The following is a 19,966-nucleotide window of genomic DNA, read 5'->3' on the forward strand; positions in this document are numbered from 1 at the left end:
CATACATGTGGAGCTTAAGTAACATAGCAGCAAATATTGATCTCTGGCTTAATGAACAGGTTGGTGCAACATGGGCAGTGGTGCTTGAAATGGTTATTGCAGGTGTAGCAGTGATCGGGTTATTTGCCACACTTGGTCTTGTATTGGTGATCATGGAACGGAAAGTATCGGCATGGATGCAAATCCGTTTAGGACCTAATCGTGTAGGACCAAAAGGAATGTTTCAATCATTGGCAGATACATTGAAATTATTGGTGAAAGAAGGAATGACGCCAGGCGGTGCAGATAAATTGTTGTTCAATGTAGCACCGTTCGTCGCTATGATCGTTGCTATGCTATTGCTTGCACCTCTTGCTTTTGCAAAAGACTTTCAACTGTGGGATTTGAACATTGGTGTTTTGTATATCTCTGCTGTATCATCTATTTCCGTCATCAGTATTTTAATGGCAGGCTGGGCGAGTAATAATAAATATTCTTTGCTTGGTGCCATGCGCAGCGGTGCACAGATCGTAAGCTATGAATTGTCGGCCGGTCTTGCAGTACTTGCCATTGTTGTGTTAACAGGTAGCTTACGCATCAGCGATATTATACAGGCACAGGAAAACGGATGGTGGTTGTTTAAAGGACATATACCTGCCATCATTGCATTTATCATTTTCATTATTGCTGTTACCGCCGAAACAAACCGTGCGCCATTTGATATGGCAGAAGCAGAAAGTGAATTAACTGCAGGATTTCATACGGAATATTCAGGAATGAAATTCGCACTCTTCTTCTTAGCTGAATATGCAAATGTGTTTATTGTTTGTGCCATTGGTGCAACACTTTTCCTTGGTGGATGGATGCCGTTTCATATTGGTAACTGGACGGCTTTTAATGGCGTGATGGATTGGATTCCTTCAAGCATCTGGTTTTTTGGAAAAACATTCGCTTTAATATTTCTGATCATGTGGTTTCGCTGGACATTTCCACGTTTACGTATTGATCAGTTATTGAATCTCGAATGGAAATATTTATTACCCATCAGTATGTTCAACTTACTACTGGTGACGTTGATTGCAATTATGGGTTGGCATTTTTGAAGCCCCCACCCCCTAAAGGGGAGTAAGGCAAGAACCTGATTTTTGAATGAGTTTTATTAAATGTGTGACAAAGATTTTGAATAGTAAACTATAAAATAATTCCCCTTTAGGGGTTAGGGGCTTATGTTTTTAAAAAAATACATACAAGACATCTGGGGTGCGGTGAAATCGCTGGCAACTGGTATGAAACGTACCGGTTACTATTTCACACATCACAAAGAAATTATTACACAACAGTATCCTGATAACAGGGATACATTGGTGTTACCCGAACGCTTCAAAGGCGAAGTGGTGATGATACATGATGAGAACAATGAACATGCATGTACAGGTTGTACAGCTTGTGAACTGGCTTGTCCCAATGCAACCATCAAGATCATTACTAAGTTTGATGTGGATGCAGAAACAGGCAAGAAGAAAAAAGCCATCGACACATTTGTGTATCATCTTGAACTGTGCACCATGTGCAATTTGTGTGTGGAAGCTTGTCCCACAGGTGCAATTAAAATGGCACAAACATTTGAACATAGTGTGTTTGATAGAAGTCAGTTGACGAAAACATTGAATAAGCCTGGTTCGAAGATTAGGGCGGGAGTTGAATAACCCCACCCAGCCTCCCCTGAAAGGGAGGAGATCAACGCACAAAGCCAGCTATTTGAAGATGTAAATAAATAGTTAGCTGCCGAATGAAAAACAAAAGTTGAAATGCTTAATTACTATTGTTAAACTAAAAAATAACAGCTCGGCCTCTCCCGCCTTGCGGGAGACCGAGGATGAGGCCATGACTGCATCACAAATTATATTTTATCTCATCTCAGCATTTATTCTGAGCATGGGTGTTTTATCGGTAACCAGCCGTAAGATCTTTCGTTCGGCGATCTGGTTGTTATTTTCACTCATTGGTATTGCCGCACTTTATTTCTGGATGGATGTGCAGTTCATTGCTGCCGTACAGATTGTTGTATATGTCGGCGGCATCGTTGTACTCATCATCTTTTCGATATTTCTTACGCAGCAATCAGGAAAAGAAATGCCGAAAGCGCCGCTGCTGCGAACTGTTGCAGGCGCATTGGCTGTAGTGTTTGGTTTTGCGTTTACCTATTTACTTATCGATCAATATGGATTTCCAACAATCGATCAACCGTTCGATAACGATGTGGCCCGCATTGGTAATGCCATGCTCAATACACAACAAGGCGGTTATGCATTGCCGTTTGAGGTAGTAAGTATTTTACTCCTTGCGGCTATGGTTGGTTGTATTGTGATTGCCCTTAAAACAAAACCCGAAGAAAAATGAGCGACATACCCGTTTCACATATTTTATTCGTCAGCACAGCGCTGTTCTTTATCGGCATGTATGGTTTGTTTACACGACGTAACATGATTACGATGCTGATGGCGATTGAACTTATTCTGAACAGCGTTAACATCAACTTCGTGGTGTTTAATAAATATCTCTATCCCGAAAAATTAGACGGCATCTTCTTTACCATATTTATTGTAACCATCGCTGCAGCCGAAGCAGCTGTAGCAATTGCCATCATTATTAATCTTTACCGCAGTCATAAATCCATTGATGTGGAAGATGCAACTGATATGAAATACTAGGCGGCCCCCTCTAACTCCCCCAAAGGGTGAGAAAGGCATGGCACAAGCCTAGTTTATGAACGACTTAAATTAAATAGACAGTCGCTGAATGAAAAGAATAGATGAAATGTTTAAAAACTATTGTTCAATAAAAAAATAAAAGCCCGGCCTCCCTCTCTAACGGAGAGGGAACGAGGGTGAGGCATATGAACTACTCATCATACATTGCTCTTATTCCGCTTTTGCCCCTGGCAGCATTTGTATTGCTGGGTTTGTTTGGGCGAAAGTATTTTAACCGGTCGGCCGGTATTATTGCCACATTGTTTTTATTGATCGCAACAGTACTGTCGCTTTACACTGCTTACCAATACTTTTTTGTGAATGGCAAAGTTGGAGATGCTTATCAAAGCATCACTGCATTAAACTATACTTGGCTTACGTTCAGCGAAAATGTTTCGATTGATATGGGCATTATGCTCGATCCTATTTCGGTGATGATGCTCGTGGTGGTAACCTTTGTTTCGCTGATGGTGCACATCTTCAGTCTCGGTTATATGAAAGGCGAAGAACGATTTGCCACTTACTATTCCTTTCTTGGTTTATTTACGTTTTCGATGCTGGGTCTGGTGGTATCATCCAATCTTTTCCAGATCTACATGTTCTGGGAGTTGGTTGGTGCTTCCTCTTATTTACTCATCGGTTACTACTTCCAGAAACCATCGGCAGTTGCTGCATCAAAAAAAGCATTCATTGTAACACGCTTTGCCGATCTTGGTTTTCTCATCGGTATATTGATCCTTGCATTTTATGGTGAAAGCTTAGACTTCAATACCATTATTCAAAATTTAACTACACAACAATCTTCACAATTCTTAGCTATCACCTCTGCTTCATTCATTGGCATCTCTGCATTAACATGGGGATTGGTGATGGTGTTCATGGGTGGTGCAGGTAAGAGTGCCATGTTTCCGTTACACATCTGGTTACCCGATGCCATGGAAGGCCCAACGCCTGTTTCTGCATTGATCCACGCAGCAACGATGGTGGTGGCCGGTGTGTTTCTTGTTGCAAGATTATTTCCTGTATTCTCCATCAACACCGATGCATTAACTGTTGTTACCATCATTGGTGTTACGTCTGCTTTGTTTGCAGCCATCATTGCCTGTACGCAAACAGATATTAAACGTGTACTCGCCTACTCTACCATGAGCCAGATCGGTTACATGATGTTTGCACTTGGTGTTAGTGGTTATAGTGGAGAAAATGGACTGGGTTATACTGCTGCCATGTTTCATTTGTTTACACATGCCTTCTTTAAATCGTTGTTGTTCCTTGGCGCAGGTGCTGTTATTCATTTAGTGCACAGTAATGAAATGAAAGATATGGGTGGCTTACGCAAGTTGATGCCCATTACACATATCAGTTTCTTAATTGCCTGTTTAGCTATTGCCGGCATCTGGCCATTTGCAGGTTTCTTCAGTAAAGAAGAAATTCTGTTGGCAGCGTATAACAAAAGCATGGTTGTGTATGTGATCGCTTTACTTACATCCGGACTCACTGCTTTTTATATGTTCCGTTTGTATTTCTCTATCTTCTGGAACAAAGAAGCTGATGCACATGATCATCACGGCGAAGGAACATTTTCCATGAAACTTCCTTTGATCTTATTAGCTGTATGCAGTATCGCTGCAGGCTTTATCCATTTTGGTGAATATGTTTCAAGTGATGGCAAAGCCTTGCCTTCCGAATTTCATCTCAGCTTTGCATTAGCACCGCTTGCATTAGGTATTGGCGGTATTTTGTTGGCTATGTGGTTGTACAAAACAGCAAACGATAAGCCGCAACGTTTGGCAACATCATTGGGCGGTTTATACAAAGCTGCATCGAAAAAATTCTATATTGATGAACTCTATTTATTCATCACCAAAAAACTTGTGTTCAATCTGATTGGTCGTCCTGCGGCATGGATCGATAAAAATATTGTTGATGGGTTGATGAATAGTATTGCTGCAGCAACAGGATGGCTATCGAACCTGATTAAATCGTTGCAATCCGGTAAAGTGCAGAACTACCTGTTGTATTTCTTTGGTGGAATTGCTGCACTCGTGATCATATTTATTTACATCTGGAAACCATAACTATGAACCTTTCTTTACTACTCATATTGCCCCTTGTGTTTTCACTGCTGGTATTGCTGGTGAAAGGTCAACAGCAGGTACGCAGTGTTGCATTAGCAGGTGCTGTTGCACAACTTGGAATGAGTATTTACTTATTGATGCAATTTCTTAGCGAACGTGCTGTAAACAACGCAGCTTATTTGTTTGAACATGATCACAGCTGGTATCATGCATTAAAAATTCATTACCATGTGGGCGTGGATGGTATTTCTGTTGCGATGATATTGCTCACTTCGTTTGTTGTACTTGCAGGTGTGTTGGTTTCGTGGAAACAGGAAAAGCTGTACAAAGAATTTTTCTTCCTGCTGTTGTTTTTAAGTTTAGGTGCATACGGTTTCTTTTTATCGCTCGATATTTTCCTGATGTTCTTCTTCCTGGAAGTAGCAGTAATACCAAAGTTCTTACTCATCGGTATCTGGGGCAGCGGTAAAAAAGAATACAGTGCATTAAAGCTTGCGTTGATGTTGATGGCAGGTTCTGCATTGGTATTTGTCGGACTTGCAGGTTTGTTCTTCAACAGCAATGTTGATGGCACACATACGTTCGATATTGTAAAACTTGCAACAAATCCGTTAGCAACCGATCTGCAACGATTCTTCTTCCCATTTGCATTCATCGGCTTTGGCATATTCACTGCATTGTTTCCATTTCATACATGGGTGCCCGATGGTCACTCCAGTGCACCAACAGCAGCGTCGATGTTCTTAGCAGGTATCTCCATGAAGCTTGGAGGTTACGGTTGTTTACGTGTGGCAACATGGCTCATGCCTGATGCAGCACAACATTATTCAACCATCATCATCATCCTTGCATGTATCGCTATTCTGTATGGCGCATTTGCGACCATGATGCAGACCGATCTTAAATACATCAATGCGTATTCATCGGTTAGTCACTGCGGATTTGTATTGCTGGGTATTGGTATGCTGACGAAGACAGCCATTAATGGTGCTGTGTTGCAAATGGTAAGTCATGGTTTAATGACGGCTCTTTTCTTCGCTGTGATCGGTATGATCTACGACCGTACACATACACGACAGGTGGCACAACTCGGCGGCTTGTTAAAAGTGATGCCATTTATTTCATCGGTGTTTGTCATTGCAGGTTTGTGTTCGCTTGGCTTACCTGGTTTAAGTGGGTTTGTTGCGGAGATGACGGTGTTCATGGGTAGCTGGCAACGGGCAGGTGCATTTTATCATACTGCAACTATTGTTGCATGTGCATCGATTGTTGTAACAGCTGTTTATATTTTGCGTGCAGTTGGTTCCAGCATTATGGGACCAATAAGCAACAACGAACATGTAAGTTTAAGTGATGCAGGCTGGCACGAACGTACAGCTGCAATTGTATTACTGGCAGGAATTTTAATCATGGGCATTGCACCATTCTGGTTAACGGATCTCATCAATCCCGGAACAGAAGTGCTGATGCAAAAGATCGGATCGATAAAGTAAACGAAGCTATGAGTAACTTTTTTCTTTTACTGCAACAGGAACTGCTGTTAACAGCAATCATCTTCGTGTTGCTATTTGTAAAACTGAGTGCAAAGGAATGGAACGGTAAAACAGTTCTGTCCCTCATCAATATATTATTGGTCATTAACCTGGCAGCGGGTTTCTTTTTTAAAGAAAAAGGAACGCTGTTTGGCGATATGTATCAAACCAACGATCTGTTGCGTTTGGAAAAAAACATTCTCAACCTCGGCACATTGCTCATTTCATTACAAGCATATAACTGGTTATTGAAACATAAACATGCGATTGAGTTTTATGTACTCATGCTTTCTACATTATTAGGCATGTATTTTATGTTGAGCAGCAGCAACCTGCTGATGTTTTATGTTGGTCTTGAACTGGCAAGTATTCCATTGGCAGCATTGGCGAATTTCGATCTCGATAAAAAACGTTCTTCTGAAGCGGCGATGAAATACATCATGAGCTCGGCTTTTGCATCGGGTTTATTACTGTTTGGTATTTCCATGATCTATGGCATGGTTGGTTCTGTTGGCTTTGCCGAAATTACCGCAGCAGCTTCTGAAAATCCCTTGTTCCTGTTTGGTTTTATACTCATCATTGCAGGTTTTGGTTTTAAAATATCTGCAGTGCCTTTTCATTTATGGACAGCCGACGTATACGAAGGTGCGCCTGTTGCTGTTACATCTTATCTCTCCGTTATTTCAAAAGGCAGTATGTTGTTTGTAATGACGAGTGTGTTGTTTACTGTATTCAGCAAGCTTCTGTTTCAGTGGTACAATATTGTTGCTGTGCTGGCTGTATTATCAATGATCGTTGGTAACCTCTTTGCCATCCGTCAGCAAAACATCAAACGCTTTCTTGCCTTTTCTTCTATATCGCAGGTTGGTTTTATTTTAGTTGGCATGTCAGGTGCTAATGCTGAAAGCTACAGTTCGATTATTTATTTTGTATTGGTGTATTTATTCTCAAACCTTGCTGCCTTTGCAGTGATCAATGTAGTGAGTGAAGCAAGCGGCAAAGAAAATATTGATGATTACAAAGGATTTTACAAAACCAATCCAGCACTTACATGGGTATTGGCAGTTGCTTTATTTTCATTAGCCGGTATTCCGCCGACTGCAGGTTTCTTTGGTAAATTCTTTTTGCTTTTGGGTGGAGCAAGCAAAGGCAATTACCTGCTCATTATTGTTGCAGCGTTGAACATGGTTCTATCGTTGTATTACTACCTGCGCATCATCAAAGCCATGTTTATGGATGCAAATGAAACACCTGTTGAAAGAGTAGCACTCAACTGGAGTCCGAAAATCTCCATGTTTGTTTGTGTGGCAGGCATTGTTGTTACCGGCATCATCAGCGGTGCTTATGAATATATTTACTCGTTGTTGAAATAATTTTTGAGATCGTACTTTGTACTTCGTAAATCGTACTTATTATGGCTATTAATAAAAATCATGAGTTTGAAGAGCTGGATGGCGTGAAGTGTGCGATCGTAGAAAAGAATGCATCGCCTGAACGTGTAGCCTTTTTAAAAAACTTACTTGAACAGAATCGTTATACAGTTGTAGTGGTGGCATCTCCTCCACCAAAAGCTGCGCCTGCACCAAAACCGGTTGAAGGCGAAGAAGCTCCGCCTGTTGTTGAAGCACCGCCGCCTCCATCAACTTTTACCGTTGGTGTTACCGATGTAACATTCAATCCTACCAATGCTATTTTCGGTCGTTTGTTGAAAACAAAAAGCGGACAGGTTGTTACACTTGCCTACTGGAACCAGGAAGAACAAAACAGTGATGATACAATTCCGTATTTTGCGCAGGATGAAATCATCAGCAAATGGAAATAAAAAACATGTTCGATAAACAGGCGTTTGAAGAGATTCAGCAACGTCTGCAAAACTTAACCATCCACCATCAACGTCAGTGGGGAAAAATGACAGCAGCACAAATGCTCACCCATTGCAAGGAAGCGTATAAAGTTCCGCTCACGAGCAAACCATTGAAGCGTAATCCCATCAGTTATATCGGCTGGCTGTTTCGTCCCATTTTATACAACTCAAAACCATACAGGCAAAGTTTGCCCACTGCCCCTAACTTTATTGTAAAGGACGAACGTGATTTCGAAAAAGAAAAAGCCGAGATGCTTTCCATTACCAAAGCTTTTCATGAAAAAGGTGCAGCAGGTGTTGGCGATAAAGTACATCCCTTCTTTGGAAAGATGACGGCCGAACAATGGGGCAAGAGTATGTGGAAACATCTTGACCATCATTTGCGGCAGTTTGGAGCGTAAGCCACAACCTTATTACTTACTTTAAAACACCTCGTATGAGTAGATTTTTGATACTTATTTCATTTCTATTATTAGTTCTTAGCGGTTCAATAGCTTGCAAGAAAAAAAAGAACCCTCAACCAGAACCTCCTCCATCCGTGAAAGACGTTTATGTTGCAGGCCATACGATGATGGGAAGTAATGCCATAGCCAAATACTGGAAAAACGGCGTTGCGACAGAATTAACAAAAGGCACCACCAGAGCATATGTAGCATCCATTTTTGTTTCGGGAGAAGATATTTATGTTGCAGGAACAGAAAGTACCAGCCAACATGATATTGTAAAATACTGGAAAAATGGAAACCAAGTTAATCTTACTGATGGTTCAAGACTTGCATTTGTGTACTCAATGACTGTTGATAAAAATGATGTGTATATAGCTGGTGCAGAAAGTGCCGGAGTATGGCAAATTGCAAAATATTGGAAAAACGGCACTAGCGTTAACCTTACAACCGGAACAAATGATGCATACGCATTTAGCATCGCTATTTCAAACAATGATGTTTATGTTGCAGGTTCTGAAAGAAATTCTTCCGGTAAAAATGTTGCGAAATACTGGAAAAACGGCAATCCCGTTTCTTTGTCAAACGGAACATTTGATGCGGTAGCAAAAGCAATTACAATTTCCGGGAATGATGTGTATGTAGCCGGGAGTGAAAAAAATGCAGAAAATAAAACAGTAGCTAAATACTGGAAGAACGGATCAGTAGTTAATTTTATGGGAGATACAATTAATAGTGAAGCTACCAGCTTGTGTGTAATAAACAATGATGTGTACATTGGAGGATATTACAATAATGGAAAGGACAATGCTGTTTACTGGAAAAATGGAGAGATGACTATTCTGTCAAGCACATCAAACAATACAATAGTAACTGGAATTGTAGCTTTTGGCTCGGATATTTATATATGTGGAACAGAACGGGAACCTATTTCTGGTCAAGCCACACAAGCACTGTATTGGAAGAATAACCAATTATTAACTCTTACAAACAATGGAGCTGGCACATTAGGAAATTCAATCTTTCTTACTTTAACTAAAAATAATTATTAACAATCTCATGGCACAAAAACAACTCTCAGAAATGAGCGAAGAAGAATTAAAGAAGAACATTAAAATGATGACCGTTGCTGTATCGGTTATTCTTGTATCGATTCTCATCATGGCAGTCTCGGCTGTTTATACATATACCAAAAAAGGATTTACAGCAACAACTATTTTACCTGTTGTGTTCCTGCCCATTGCTTTAATGAACATTATGAATCTGAAAAAGATCAAAGCAGAGTTGGCATCGAGAAAAAAATAATCTTCTACTTCGTTATACAATGTTAAAGGGAGTTTCTCACGAAACTCCCTTTGCTTTATTCATATGGGTTTAATCTCCTTTACAATCCTTTCAATGTTTGCAGCCTGTGCCACTTCCCTTCTTTCATTTCTTCTGCTGTTTCCAGGAAACGTGCAGCCAATGCAGGATCTTTTGCTTTAATCACATTGAAACGGTTTTCATGATACATGAATTCACTCAATGGTAACGATGGGTCTTTTGAATCAACCACAAAGCGTTCTCCTTTTGGTTTCATCGGGTTGTAGTGGAACAATGGCCAGTAACCACTCTTCACTGCAAAATCCTGTTCTTCTGCACCATGTGCCATATCAATACCATGCGCAATACAATGACTGTAAGCAATGATCAACGATGGACCGGGATATGCTTCTGCTTCAAGAATGGTACGCACAGTATGCATATCATTTCCACCCATTGCTATCTGTGCAACATAAGCGGTGCCATGTGCAATGGCCTGCATCGCAAGGTCTTTCTTACCTGCTGTTTTACCATTTACACTAAACTTGGCACTTGCACCAATAGGTGTTGCTTTTGATTTTTGTCCACCGGTGTTGCTGTACACTTCGGTATCGAGCACCATGATGTTTACATTTTCACCTGTGCTGAGGATATGATCCAAACCACCGTAACCAATATCATAAGCCCAACCATCACCACCAATGATCCAGATCGATTTTTCTTCTAAGAAATCTGCAAGATGGAAGAGATTCAATGCAGCCATTGAACGTTCACGACTTAAACGAAGCTTCAGTTCTTTCACCAGTTCATGTTTCTCTGCTAACTCAGCTTCAGTGGTTCCGTTATTATTGATGATCTTGTCAACCAACTCTTCACCAACCATCGGACGTAATTCATCGAGCAACTGCAAAGCCATTTCTTTTTTCTTATTGCTGGCCATACTTAAGCCCAATCCAAACTCTGCATTGTCTTCAAACAAACTGTTTGCCCATGCCGGCCCTACACCTTCTTTGTTTTTTGTCCATGGTGTTGTTGGTAAGTTACCACCAAAGATGGATGAACAACCTGTTGCATTGGCAACGATCATGCGTTCACCAAACAATTGTGTTAAGAGTTTTAAGTAAGGTGTTTCACCGCAACCGGAACATGCACCACTGAACTCAAACAAAGGCTGGAAGAACTGTGAACCTTTCACTGTGTTTTTGTTCACTCTTGTACGATCCACTTCAGGAATGCTTAAGAAATAATCCCAGTTCTCTTTTTCTTTTTCCTGAATATCTGTTTTATCCATCATGTTGATGGCTTTATGACCGGGATCCGTTTTGCTTGTGATGGGACAGAACTCAACGCACAATGTACAACCGGTACAATCTTCTGTTGACACCTGTAATGTGTATGCTTCTGTTTCTTTGTTCCACTCTTTACCAATTGGTGCAACATGTTTCCAGCCATCTGGCGCATCGTTCAACAATGCTTTGTCGTATACTTTCGGACGAATAGCTGCATGCGGACAAATCATAAAACATTTACCGCACTGTGTACACATGCTTGCATCCCACACCGGCACTGCATCTGCAATATTGCGTTTCTCCCATTTAGTTGTTCCGCTTGGGAATGTACCATCAACAGGAAATGCACTCACCGGTAATTCATCACCTTCGCCTGCAATAATTTTTCCTAAGACTTCTTTTACAAACGCAGGTGCTTCAGCTGGTACTGCAGCATCAATGGGTCTGTCGCCGATGGTATATTGTGCATAATCCACTTCGTACAAATTAGCAAGTGTTTTATCCACCGCATCATAGTTCTTCTGTACAACCGCTTCACCTTTTTTCCAATAGCTATCATAAATAGCTTCCTTGATTTTTGCAATCGCTTCTTCACGTGGCAACACATTACTGATGGCGAAGAAACAGGTTTGCAGAATGGTGTTGATACGGTTGCCCATGCCCGCTTCTTTTGCAACGGTGTAGGCATTGATGGCATAGAATTTTAATTTCTTATGTACGATCTCTTCCTGTATTTTCTTTGGCAGCTTGCTCCACAGTTCTTCTTTTTCATACGGCGCATTCAACAGGAATACCGCATTCTCTTCTGCTTCTTTCAGAATATCATACTTCGTTAAATAGTTGAAGTGATGACAGGCTACAAAGTTTGCAGACTGTACCAGGTATGTTGAGTTGATCGGGTTCTCACCAAAACGTAAATGCGATACCGTTAACGATCCTGATTTTTTTGAGTCGTACACAAAATAACCCTGCACATGATCGTTGGTTTTATCGCCAATGATCTTGATGGAGTTTTTATTGGCGCTCACTGTACCATCGGCACCCAAACCAAAGAACAAACCACGAAACTGGTGTTGTGCTTCTAGGTTAAATGTTTTATCGTATTCTAAACTTGTATGTGTAACATCATCATCAATACCAATGGTAAAGTGATTTTTCGGATGTTCTTTTTTCAATTCACGGAACACGGCTTTCACCATAGCAGGCGTAAACTCTTTGCTCGATAAACCGTAACGTCCGCCAATAACATGTGCATGATGATTTTCCTGTGCTTCGTTCAATGCATTCACCACATTCATGTACAATGGTTCACCAATACCGTTTGGTTCTTTACAACGGTCGAGAACGCCAATACTTACCACACTCTTCGGCAGTACTGCCATAAACGCTTCCACATCCAGCGGACGGAACAAACGCACCACGATCATACCTACATGCGCACCATTATTATTTAGATAGTCAACCGTTTCTTTTACAGTACCTGCAGCAGAACCCATGATCACCACTACACGATCGGGATGTGCATGACCATAGTATTCGTACAATTTATATTTACGTCCTGTCAATACGCCAAACTCATTCATCACTTCCTGCACAATGGATGGCACCAATGCATGATAGGTATTTGCAGCTTCCCTGTTCTGGAAATACACATCAGGATTTTGTGCAGTACCACGAATGAATGGATTGTTGGGATTCAATGCACGGTTGCGATGTGCATGAATGGCTTCCATATCAATCATGCGTTCAATAATCTCATCGGAGATCACTTCCACTTCATTCAACTCATGCGAAGTACGGAAGCCATCAAAAATATTTAAGAAGGGAACTCTTGAACGAAGTGTAGAAGCTTGTGCAATTAACGCCATATCCATTACTTCCTGCGGATTGTTGCCAAACAACATCGCAAAACCGGTAGAACGCACCGCCATCACATCACTATGATCGCCGAAGATGGAAAGCGCATGCGTTGCCAAACTACGTGCAGCAATATGAAACACCGTTGGTGTTAACTCACCTGCAATTTTAAACATGTTCGGAATCATCAGCAACAAACCTTGCGATGCAGTAAATGTTGATGCCAACGCACCACCCTGCAATGCACCGTGTATGGCACCTGCAGCACCTGCTTCACTCTGCATTTCCATAATACGTGGCACTGTGCCGAAAATATTTTTCATGCCTTTGGCACTCCATTCATCGGCCCATTCGCCCATGGTGCTCGAAGGAGTGATGGGATAAATAGCGCACACTTCATTGCACTTATAGGCAATGTAAGCGGCGGCCTCGTTGCCGTCCATAACCTCGTACTGAGTTTTCTCAGGATGAGTTTGCTCTGGTTGTACTGCAGTGATCGTTGCTTCCATGTTTTAGTATTTGAAGCAACGAAATTACCCGACGCAAAAAAGGCCATGCATGACCATCATCAGCCAAAAAGCTAATTGATATGAGGAAACACAGGTTTGGAGACGGGCTGCATATATAATGGCATCAACTGTTGCCACGCTCGGTTCATGGTTCCGTTTTCATGGCGGCAATGCGAGCTGTGGTGCTGTTAGGTATGCCATACTTTTTGCTGCTTGCTGAGTTTTATTTTGCTGTTGCAAGTATGGCATACCTATGCTCAGATGTTGTAGAAATGATGAACAGGGATATGCTGTTGCCGTTGTTGCGTTGCCAAACGCCGTTGTTCGTGTCTCACGAACAACATTTATTTCTTACAATCTTTTGGTCGTGAAAAAAGAAGAGATGCGTAAACTTGCGGTCACAAATTGTGACCTCAAAAATCATTACTCAACACTCCACCTCTCTCAAATCTTCCGTATCTCTTGCTATAGGTACATCATTTGGATCTAAGATCATTGCTTCCTGAATAGCTGTTTCACCAATACTTGCACCACTTGCAATTAACTTATACCCGTTTTCATATTCGGTATAATAACCACAAGGTGTGGCGGAATAACCGTTCGGCAATTTTACACGATGCGGCTGCCTGAAACCCCAGCCAATTACTTTCTGATGCAGAATGTAGGTATTAAATGCTTCGTTGAATGTCATAACTGATAAAACAATGTGAAGAATAAAAATAAGTTGTTGCATTAAATGATGATCATCTTCTCCACTTCCTTACTGCGATCATACAAACCAATAGTCCTATGCCGCCAAACAAAATGGCTGAAGGCAACTGTCCGATGGTATTGATCAGTGCATTCAACCGTTCCAATCGTGGTGAGTCAGGATCGGGCACAGGTTCATACACGGCATACACAAACCAGGCAAAAACCAACAATAGTAAGCCTGTGAAGAAAATGATCGCCGCTTCAACTCTTTTATTTTTCACTACCCGGTTGAATTAGTTGAACAGTGTGATTTTACTCAACTAATGTAAAATTAATTCTTTAGCCCAGCCAGGTATGCCATACTTATAGCAAGCTGCACAATTTATCTTCTGCAGTAGGTATGGCATACCTATCGTTTATCCATTGTAATATTGCAGAATAAACAGGCAAAAAAGAGTAACACATGTTCCAGGCAATAACCGAACGCTGCACAGCTTTAGCAAATAACTTAAAAGAGATCTCTTCAGAACGTAAACAATTGCTGGAAAAAATTGCTGATTATATCAAAGCAAAGCGGTCAGCCAATGAAACCATCAATCTTATTTATGTTTGTACGCATAACTCACGCCGCAGTCATTTAGGACAGGTATGGGCAGCAACAGCAGCAGCGTATTACAATGTAACCAATGTGCAGACTTTCTCAGGCGGTACCGAAGCAACAGCTTTCAACCCGAATGCCATTAACGCATTAACAGCAGCAGGTTTCCGCATCAACAAAAAAGAGGAATCAGTTAATCCTGTGTATGAAGTATATTTTGCGGAAGATCAATTCACAACCTGTTTTTCAAAAGTGTACAACAATGAAGTAAATCCCACACAAAATTTTGCAGCGGTGATGACTTGCTCTGATGCAGAAGATAACTGTCCCTTCATTCCCGGTTGTGATCTGCGTATTGGCACCACGTACAACGATCCAAAAGCTTTTGACAATACTATTCTGCAGAATGAAAAATATACCGAACGCAGCAATCAGATTGCAATGGAATGTCTGTATGTTTTTTCGAAAGTGGTTGCGTAGGTACTACGATTGTATCAATTGAAATACAAATGCAGCAATCACTGCGCCTGTCACCGGACCAACAACAGGAATCCAGCTATAGCCCCAATTACTATTGCATTTGTTTTTTATCGGCAATAAAAAATGCATCATGCGTGGGCCAAGATCACGTGCAGGATTAATGGCATAACCCGTTGGTCCGCCCAAACTCACACCAATACCAAGTACAAGCAATGCAACAGGTAAAGCATCCAATGCACCAAGTTTTGTTTCAGGTGCACTGATGAGCAACGCACCCAACATCAACACAAACGTTCCGATCACTTCTGTTGCCAAATTGTAAAACACATTCGGAATTGCCGGTGAATTACAAAACACGGCCAGCTTTGCATCGCCATCTTCTGTTGCATCGAAATGCTGTTTGTACGCCAGCCACATTAATGAAGAACCTGTCATTGCTCCAAGAAACTGTGCAAGAATATAAGAAGGCACGCTGCTCCATTCAAACTTACCAATGCTTGCAAGACCAATTGTTATGGCAGGATTTAAATGCGCACCGCTGCTATTGGCACTGCTGTACACACCTACAAACACGGCAACAGCCCAGCCAAATGCGATCACAATTAAACCGCTGTTGTTACCTTTTGTTTTGCTGAGCAACACGTTTGCAACAACACTGTTACCTAACAACAACAATAACATGGAACCGATGTATTCTGCAACGAAGGGAGACATATGGCAAAAAGAGATTTATGATTTTAGATGTATGATTTCGGATTTTCTTTTCTTTAATCAATGATCCTCTATTTGAACAGTAATCGTCAGACGGGCGAACTTCACATCCTACATCAGCAATCCTATATCCGACATCATCTTAGCACATATCCTTCCGCCACTTTATAAAAATCATTCAGCTGTTGTTGTTTCCACTGTTCATCTTTGTTCAGCTCTTTCATCATAATATCAGCAACCAGTGGTGCGGCAGCAATGGCAGCTTTTGCATCAAGGATCAAGGCTCTTGTTCTTCTGCTCAATACATCTTCCACCGTCATGGCCATTTCATTACCAACAGCCCAGAATACTTCTGCAACAGTATATGGCAGATCAGGATGGATCAATTGCGAATAGCCCTGATGCTGTAAGAAACGAATAGCCGCAGCATCACTTCCGTAATAATGTAACGGATCATCAAAATCCACTTTCTTCATCCAGCCATGCAGTTTCATGGTTTCCGTTTGGCAACGGGTATAAGCAAGTCCGCCTTCGTAGTGTGCTTTCAGAATAACTTCCTGTGCCATCTTGCGATAAGTGGTCCATTTACCACCGCTGATATTGATCATGCCACCCTTCGACACCCAAATGGTATGATCACGGGGAAGCACAGCCGTTTTTTTCTGTCCGGGTACTTTCACCAGCGGACGTAACCCTGCAAACACACTTTTTACATCGCTGCGTTGTAAACCAGTTTGCACATAGCGTTTAAAGTGGTTGATGACAAATTCCACTTCTTCTTCCAATGCTTTGGGTTCAATCTCTGCTGCTTCAACACTTGTATCGGTTGTACCAATAATTACTTTATCATGAAAAGGAACAGCAAACAACACACGCCCATCATCGGTACGTGGAATAAACAATGCCTGTTCGCCGGGAAAGAATTTCTTATCAACCACAATATGTATTCCCTGCGATGGTGTTACTGATCGTTCCAGTCCGTCATCATCCATTTTCAAAACATCATCCACAAATACACCTGTTGCATTCACAACAACTGTTCCTCTTGCTTCGTACTCTTCATTGGTTAAACAATCTTTTATGCGGACACCTTTTACTCTGCCGAGATCGTGCATCAAGCCGGTTACTTTGCAATAGTTCAATACAGTTGCACTTACATCAGCAGCAGTTAATGCGAGTGAGATACACAAACGGGCATCATCAAACTGTCCGTCGAAATAAGCAACACCACCACTCAGTTTTTTACCGTCGAGTCCTTTAATGTATGTCTGTGTTTTTTTAATAGAAAGAATTTCACTGGGACCTAAACTCAACTTTGCCGATAAAAAATTATACACTTTCAATCCCAAACCATAATACAACTTTTCCCACCAGCGATAGGCAGGCAACACCAACTTTAACGGATGAGCAATATGCGGTGCATTTTTCAACAACAAACCACGTTCACGGAGTGCATCACGCACCAAACGGAAATTACCCTGCTGCATATAACGCACACCACCATGAATGAGTTTGGTTGAGCGACTGGATGTGCCTTTACCAAAATCGTATTGCTCAAGTAAAAGTGTTTTATAACCACGGGCAGCAGCATCTACAGCCGCACCCAAGCCGGTTGCACCACCACCAATGATGATGATATCCCAAAGATCAGTGGTCTTTAATTGTTGTATTTGTTGTGAACGATTCAAGAATCTATTTCTGGTTTATAGTTTTTTGTTTATAGTTGCCCATTCGGACTTTGCAATATTACTCAATGATGTTGAAGTTTGAATAGCTACGAACGTCAAAACTCAAATTCATCTTTCTTACAATAAAAATGTGGGCTGTAATCATAAACCATGCAACCGCCAAGGTACATTTTGCCATTACGTGCTTTTCTAAACATTTTTTTGGTTGGTAAATGGTATGTTATTGGTAAAACATATTTCGATCGTAAGCAAATCGGGCATTTTTTTGAGTCATAAAATTTTTGATAGAAACTTGTGTCAGGAACCATAACAGTCGATACAGCTGAATCACATTGTCCATTTTCAAATCTGAAAATCTGTGTTTTCCATCCGGACCACAGAATATAAAACAACCTGTTTTCTTTTGCAGCAAGATTCACAGTTACAATACCATCATCACTCATTGCTATGGTATCTTTCGTTTGAGGAAAAACAACAACACCACCTCCAACTAATCCGATTTCGGAAACAATCACTTTTGTTCTAAAGACATCATTCTGCCCTTTAGAAAATAAACCAAGGATTAAAAAAAATATGATCAGCCTTACTTGTTTCATGCTCTTCATTGTTAACTATAATTATGACAGAACTAAAAACTCTGCGTTGCCTTCACCGCCTTCAACCAACCATTATACAATTCAGTTCGCTTGCCTTCATCCAGTTGAGGTTCAAAGCTGCGTTCTACTTTCCATTGTTCCTGAATTTCATCGATGCTGTTCCAGTAGCCTGTCGCAAGCCCGGCAAGATAAGCAGCACCCAAAGCTGTTGTTTCTGTCACCTTTGGCCGCACAACAGTCGTGTGCAGTATATCGCTCTGGAACTGCATCAAACCATTGTTCACAGTAGCACCGCCATCCACCCTTAACTCAGTAATAGAAATACCGGCATCGGCTTCCATCGCTTTTAACACATCGGCTGTTTGGTAAGCAATGCTATCGAGGGCAGCTTTGGCAATATGCGATGCAGTCGTTCCTCTTGTAATACCTACCATCGTACCTCTTGCATGCTGATTCCAGTAAGGTGCACCAAGACCCGTAAACGCAGGCACTACATACACACCTTCACTATCGTTTACTTTTGCTGCCAGTTTTTCTACGTCACCCGATGACCGGATAATGCCCAATCCATCACGCAGCCATTGCACCACAGCACCAGCAATAAACACACTTCCTTCCAACGCATATTCAGTTTTACCGTTGATCTTCCACGCAACTGTTGTGAGCAGATTGTTTCTGGATATCACCGCTTTCTCACCTGTATTCATCAGCATAAAACAACCGGTGCCATAAGTATTCTTCACCATTCCTTGTTTGGTGCACATTTGCCCGAACAAGGCGCTTTGCTGATCGCCTGCAATACCTGCAATGGGGATATTGGTAGCCGTTAGTATGTTTTGTGTTACACCATACACTTCGCTGCTGCTGCGAATCTGCGGCAACATGTTACCGGGAATTGAGAATATTTTTTCCAGCTCACCATCCCATTGCAGTGTTTGTAAATTCATGAGCATGGTGCGACTTGCATTGCTTACATCGGTTGCATGCACTTGTCCTTTTGTTAAGTTCCAGAGTAACCACGTATCAACTGTACCAAAACACAATTCACCTTTCTCTGCTTTCGCTCTTGCACCTTCTACATTATCCAGTATCCATTTTATTTTCGATGCGCTGAAATACGCATCAACCACCAAACCTGTGCGTTGCTGAATTAAGATGTGCAGATTTTTCCGTTTCAGTTCATCACAAAAATCTGCCGTACGTCTGTCTTGCCACACAATGGCATTGTAAACGGGCTTACCGGTTTTACGATCCCACACGACGGTTGTTTCACGTTGGTTAGTAATACCGATGGCATGAATATGTTCTGTGGTTAACCCCGCTTTGGTAATAGCTTCGGCAGCCACACCTAATTGTGTGCTCCATATTTCTTCGGGATCATGTTCTACCCAGCCCGGTTGCGGAAAAATTTGTTTGAACTCTTTTTGTGCAACCGAAACAATACTTCCATCATGATCGAACACAATGGCACGGCTGCTGGTTGTTCCCTGGTCGAAGGCAAGAATATATTTCGTCATACAGCAATAAATTGAACTTCTTACAATACACTAACAAATCGTTGTTGCACGAACCCTTACATTTGAAGACTAAAGAAAGG

Annotated in this window: 19 protein-coding genes; 12 read left to right on the top strand and 7 right to left on the bottom strand. The window is 41.5% G+C overall.

Annotated features, from left to right (window positions below):
- Positions 1-5 precede the first annotated feature (5 nt).
- The 11 genes from nuoH to ESA94_RS17735 all read left to right on the top strand — a co-directional run bounded on the left by nuoH (position 6) and on the right by ESA94_RS17735 (position 9,951).
- On the top strand, positions 6-1,082 hold the full coding sequence (gene nuoH, locus ESA94_RS17685; RefSeq protein ID WP_129132270.1) for an NADH-quinone oxidoreductase subunit NuoH: 1,077 nt from the start codon (positions 6-8) through the stop codon (positions 1,080-1,082).
- Positions 1,083-1,265: 183 nt separating this feature from the next.
- Positions 1,266-1,685, top strand: coding sequence for a 4Fe-4S binding protein (locus ESA94_RS17690; RefSeq protein ID WP_240671086.1), 420 nt, complete (start codon positions 1,266-1,268; stop codon positions 1,683-1,685).
- A gap of 178 nt (positions 1,686-1,863) precedes the next feature.
- Positions 1,864-2,379: an NADH-quinone oxidoreductase subunit J family protein gene (locus tag ESA94_RS17695; RefSeq protein ID WP_129132272.1), complete on the top strand. Its 516-nt coding sequence runs from the start codon at positions 1,864-1,866 to the stop codon at positions 2,377-2,379.
- The gene (gene nuoK, locus ESA94_RS17700) at positions 2,376-2,690 is read left to right on the top strand and encodes an NADH-quinone oxidoreductase subunit NuoK (RefSeq protein ID WP_129132273.1); all 315 of its coding nucleotides are present in this window, start codon (positions 2,376-2,378) and stop codon (positions 2,688-2,690) included. The genes ESA94_RS17695 and nuoK overlap by 4 nt, the downstream gene beginning before the upstream one ends.
- 185 nt (positions 2,691-2,875) lie before the next feature.
- Complete coding sequence (gene nuoL, locus ESA94_RS17705) at positions 2,876-4,807, top strand: NADH-quinone oxidoreductase subunit L (protein ID WP_129132274.1); 1,932 nt, start codon at positions 2,876-2,878, stop codon at positions 4,805-4,807.
- Between the two features lie 2 nt (positions 4,808-4,809).
- Entirely contained in the window at positions 4,810-6,300 is a 1,491-nt protein-coding gene (locus ESA94_RS17710; protein ID WP_129132275.1) for a complex I subunit 4 family protein, read from the top strand.
- Between the two features lie 8 nt (positions 6,301-6,308).
- Complete coding sequence (locus tag ESA94_RS17715; RefSeq protein ID WP_129132276.1) at positions 6,309-7,712, top strand: NADH-quinone oxidoreductase subunit N; 1,404 nt, start codon at positions 6,309-6,311, stop codon at positions 7,710-7,712.
- Positions 7,713-7,753: 41 nt separating this feature from the next.
- A complete protein-coding gene (locus tag ESA94_RS17720) occupies positions 7,754-8,161 on the top strand; it encodes a hypothetical protein (protein WP_129132277.1) in 408 nt (135 codons plus the stop codon).
- A complete protein-coding gene (locus tag ESA94_RS17725; protein ID WP_129132278.1) occupies positions 8,152-8,604 on the top strand; it encodes a DUF1569 domain-containing protein in 453 nt (150 codons plus the stop codon). Before ESA94_RS17720 ends, ESA94_RS17725 begins: the two co-directional genes overlap by 10 nt.
- Positions 8,605-8,639: 35 nt before the next feature.
- Positions 8,640-9,698 (top strand): kelch repeat domain-containing protein, encoded by a 1,059-nt coding sequence (locus ESA94_RS17730; RefSeq protein ID WP_129132279.1) that lies wholly within the window; start codon positions 8,640-8,642, stop codon positions 9,696-9,698.
- A 7-nt stretch (positions 9,699-9,705) separates the two neighbouring features.
- Positions 9,706-9,951 (top strand): redox-active disulfide protein 2, encoded by a 246-nt coding sequence (locus tag ESA94_RS17735; RefSeq protein WP_129132280.1) that lies wholly within the window; start codon positions 9,706-9,708, stop codon positions 9,949-9,951.
- A 79-nt stretch (positions 9,952-10,030) separates the two neighbouring features.
- On the opposite strand, the gene nifJ is transcribed toward ESA94_RS17735, so the two are convergent.
- From nifJ to ESA94_RS17750, 3 genes are all read right to left on the bottom strand, one after another.
- A complete protein-coding gene (nifJ, locus tag ESA94_RS17740) occupies positions 10,031-13,603 on the bottom strand; it encodes a pyruvate:ferredoxin (flavodoxin) oxidoreductase (RefSeq protein ID WP_129132281.1) in 3,573 nt (1,190 codons plus the stop codon).
- Between the two features lie 427 nt (positions 13,604-14,030).
- The gene (locus tag ESA94_RS17745) at positions 14,031-14,336 is read right to left on the bottom strand and encodes a hypothetical protein (RefSeq protein ID WP_129132282.1); all 306 of its coding nucleotides are present in this window, start codon (positions 14,334-14,336) and stop codon (positions 14,031-14,033) included.
- Between the two features lie 10 nt (positions 14,337-14,346).
- Positions 14,347-14,577 carry a hypothetical protein gene (locus ESA94_RS17750; protein ID WP_129132283.1) on the bottom strand — a complete coding sequence of 77 codons (231 nt, stop codon included), beginning with the start codon at positions 14,575-14,577 and terminating at the stop codon, positions 14,347-14,349.
- A 182-nt stretch (positions 14,578-14,759) separates the two neighbouring features.
- On the opposite strand from ESA94_RS17750, the gene ESA94_RS17755 reads away from it, so the two are divergent.
- Positions 14,760-15,374, top strand: a complete 615-nt coding sequence (locus ESA94_RS17755) for a low molecular weight phosphatase family protein (RefSeq protein ID WP_129132284.1) — start codon at positions 14,760-14,762, stop codon at positions 15,372-15,374.
- Positions 15,375-15,377: 3 nt separating this feature from the next.
- On the opposite strand, the gene ESA94_RS17760 is transcribed toward ESA94_RS17755, so the two are convergent.
- The 4 genes from ESA94_RS17760 to glpK form a co-directional block, all read right to left on the bottom strand.
- Positions 15,378-16,088 (bottom strand): MIP/aquaporin family protein, encoded by a 711-nt coding sequence (locus ESA94_RS17760; protein WP_129132285.1) that lies wholly within the window; start codon positions 16,086-16,088, stop codon positions 15,378-15,380.
- Between the two features lie 134 nt (positions 16,089-16,222).
- Complete coding sequence (locus tag ESA94_RS17765; RefSeq protein WP_129132286.1) at positions 16,223-17,773, bottom strand: glycerol-3-phosphate dehydrogenase/oxidase; 1,551 nt, start codon at positions 17,771-17,773, stop codon at positions 16,223-16,225.
- 95 nt (positions 17,774-17,868) lie between these two features.
- Entirely contained in the window at positions 17,869-18,369 is a 501-nt protein-coding gene (locus ESA94_RS17770) for a hypothetical protein (RefSeq protein ID WP_129132287.1), read from the bottom strand.
- A 32-nt stretch (positions 18,370-18,401) separates the two neighbouring features.
- The gene (gene glpK, locus ESA94_RS17775; RefSeq protein ID WP_129132288.1) at positions 18,402-19,886 is read right to left on the bottom strand and encodes a glycerol kinase GlpK; all 1,485 of its coding nucleotides are present in this window, start codon (positions 19,884-19,886) and stop codon (positions 18,402-18,404) included.
- Positions 19,887-19,966: the final 80 nt, after the last annotated feature.

This window comes from Lacibacter luteus (genome assembly GCF_004118265.1).
GTDB classification, from domain to species: domain Bacteria; phylum Bacteroidota; class Bacteroidia; order Chitinophagales; family Chitinophagaceae; genus Lacibacter; species Lacibacter luteus.

Bases quoted from the DNA above. Each gene is read 5' to 3' on its own strand.
- ESA94_RS17735 (WP_129132280.1), top strand. From the start codon at position 9,706: ATGGCACAAAAACAACTCTCAGAAATGAGCGAAGAAGAATTAAAGAAG.
- nifJ (WP_129132281.1), bottom strand. From the start codon at position 13,603: ATGGAAGCAACGATCACTGCAGTACAACCAGAGCAAACTCATCCTGAG.
- nuoK (WP_129132273.1), top strand. From the start codon at position 2,376: ATGAGCGACATACCCGTTTCACATATTTTATTCGTCAGCACAGCGCTG.
- nuoL (WP_129132274.1), top strand. From the start codon at position 2,876: ATGAACTACTCATCATACATTGCTCTTATTCCGCTTTTGCCCCTGGCA.
- ESA94_RS17770 (WP_129132287.1), bottom strand. From the start codon at position 18,369: ATGAAACAAGTAAGGCTGATCATATTTTTTTTAATCCTTGGTTTATTT.
- ESA94_RS17755 (WP_129132284.1), top strand. From the start codon at position 14,760: ATGTTCCAGGCAATAACCGAACGCTGCACAGCTTTAGCAAATAACTTA.
- ESA94_RS17690 (WP_240671086.1), top strand. From the start codon at position 1,266: ATGAAACGTACCGGTTACTATTTCACACATCACAAAGAAATTATTACA.
- ESA94_RS17695 (WP_129132272.1), top strand. From the start codon at position 1,864: ATGACTGCATCACAAATTATATTTTATCTCATCTCAGCATTTATTCTG.
- ESA94_RS17745 (WP_129132282.1), bottom strand. From the start codon at position 14,336: ATGCAACAACTTATTTTTATTCTTCACATTGTTTTATCAGTTATGACA.
- ESA94_RS17715 (WP_129132276.1), top strand. From the start codon at position 6,309: ATGAGTAACTTTTTTCTTTTACTGCAACAGGAACTGCTGTTAACAGCA.
- glpK (WP_129132288.1), bottom strand. From the start codon at position 19,886: ATGACGAAATATATTCTTGCCTTCGACCAGGGAACAACCAGCAGCCGT.
- nuoH (WP_129132270.1), top strand. From the start codon at position 6: ATGTGGAGCTTAAGTAACATAGCAGCAAATATTGATCTCTGGCTTAAT.
- ESA94_RS17710 (WP_129132275.1), top strand. From the start codon at position 4,810: ATGAACCTTTCTTTACTACTCATATTGCCCCTTGTGTTTTCACTGCTG.
- ESA94_RS17760 (WP_129132285.1), bottom strand. From the start codon at position 16,088: ATGTCTCCCTTCGTTGCAGAATACATCGGTTCCATGTTATTGTTGTTG.
- ESA94_RS17725 (WP_129132278.1), top strand. From the start codon at position 8,152: ATGGAAATAAAAAACATGTTCGATAAACAGGCGTTTGAAGAGATTCAG.
- ESA94_RS17730 (WP_129132279.1), top strand. From the start codon at position 8,640: ATGAGTAGATTTTTGATACTTATTTCATTTCTATTATTAGTTCTTAGC.
- ESA94_RS17720 (WP_129132277.1), top strand. From the start codon at position 7,754: ATGGCTATTAATAAAAATCATGAGTTTGAAGAGCTGGATGGCGTGAAG.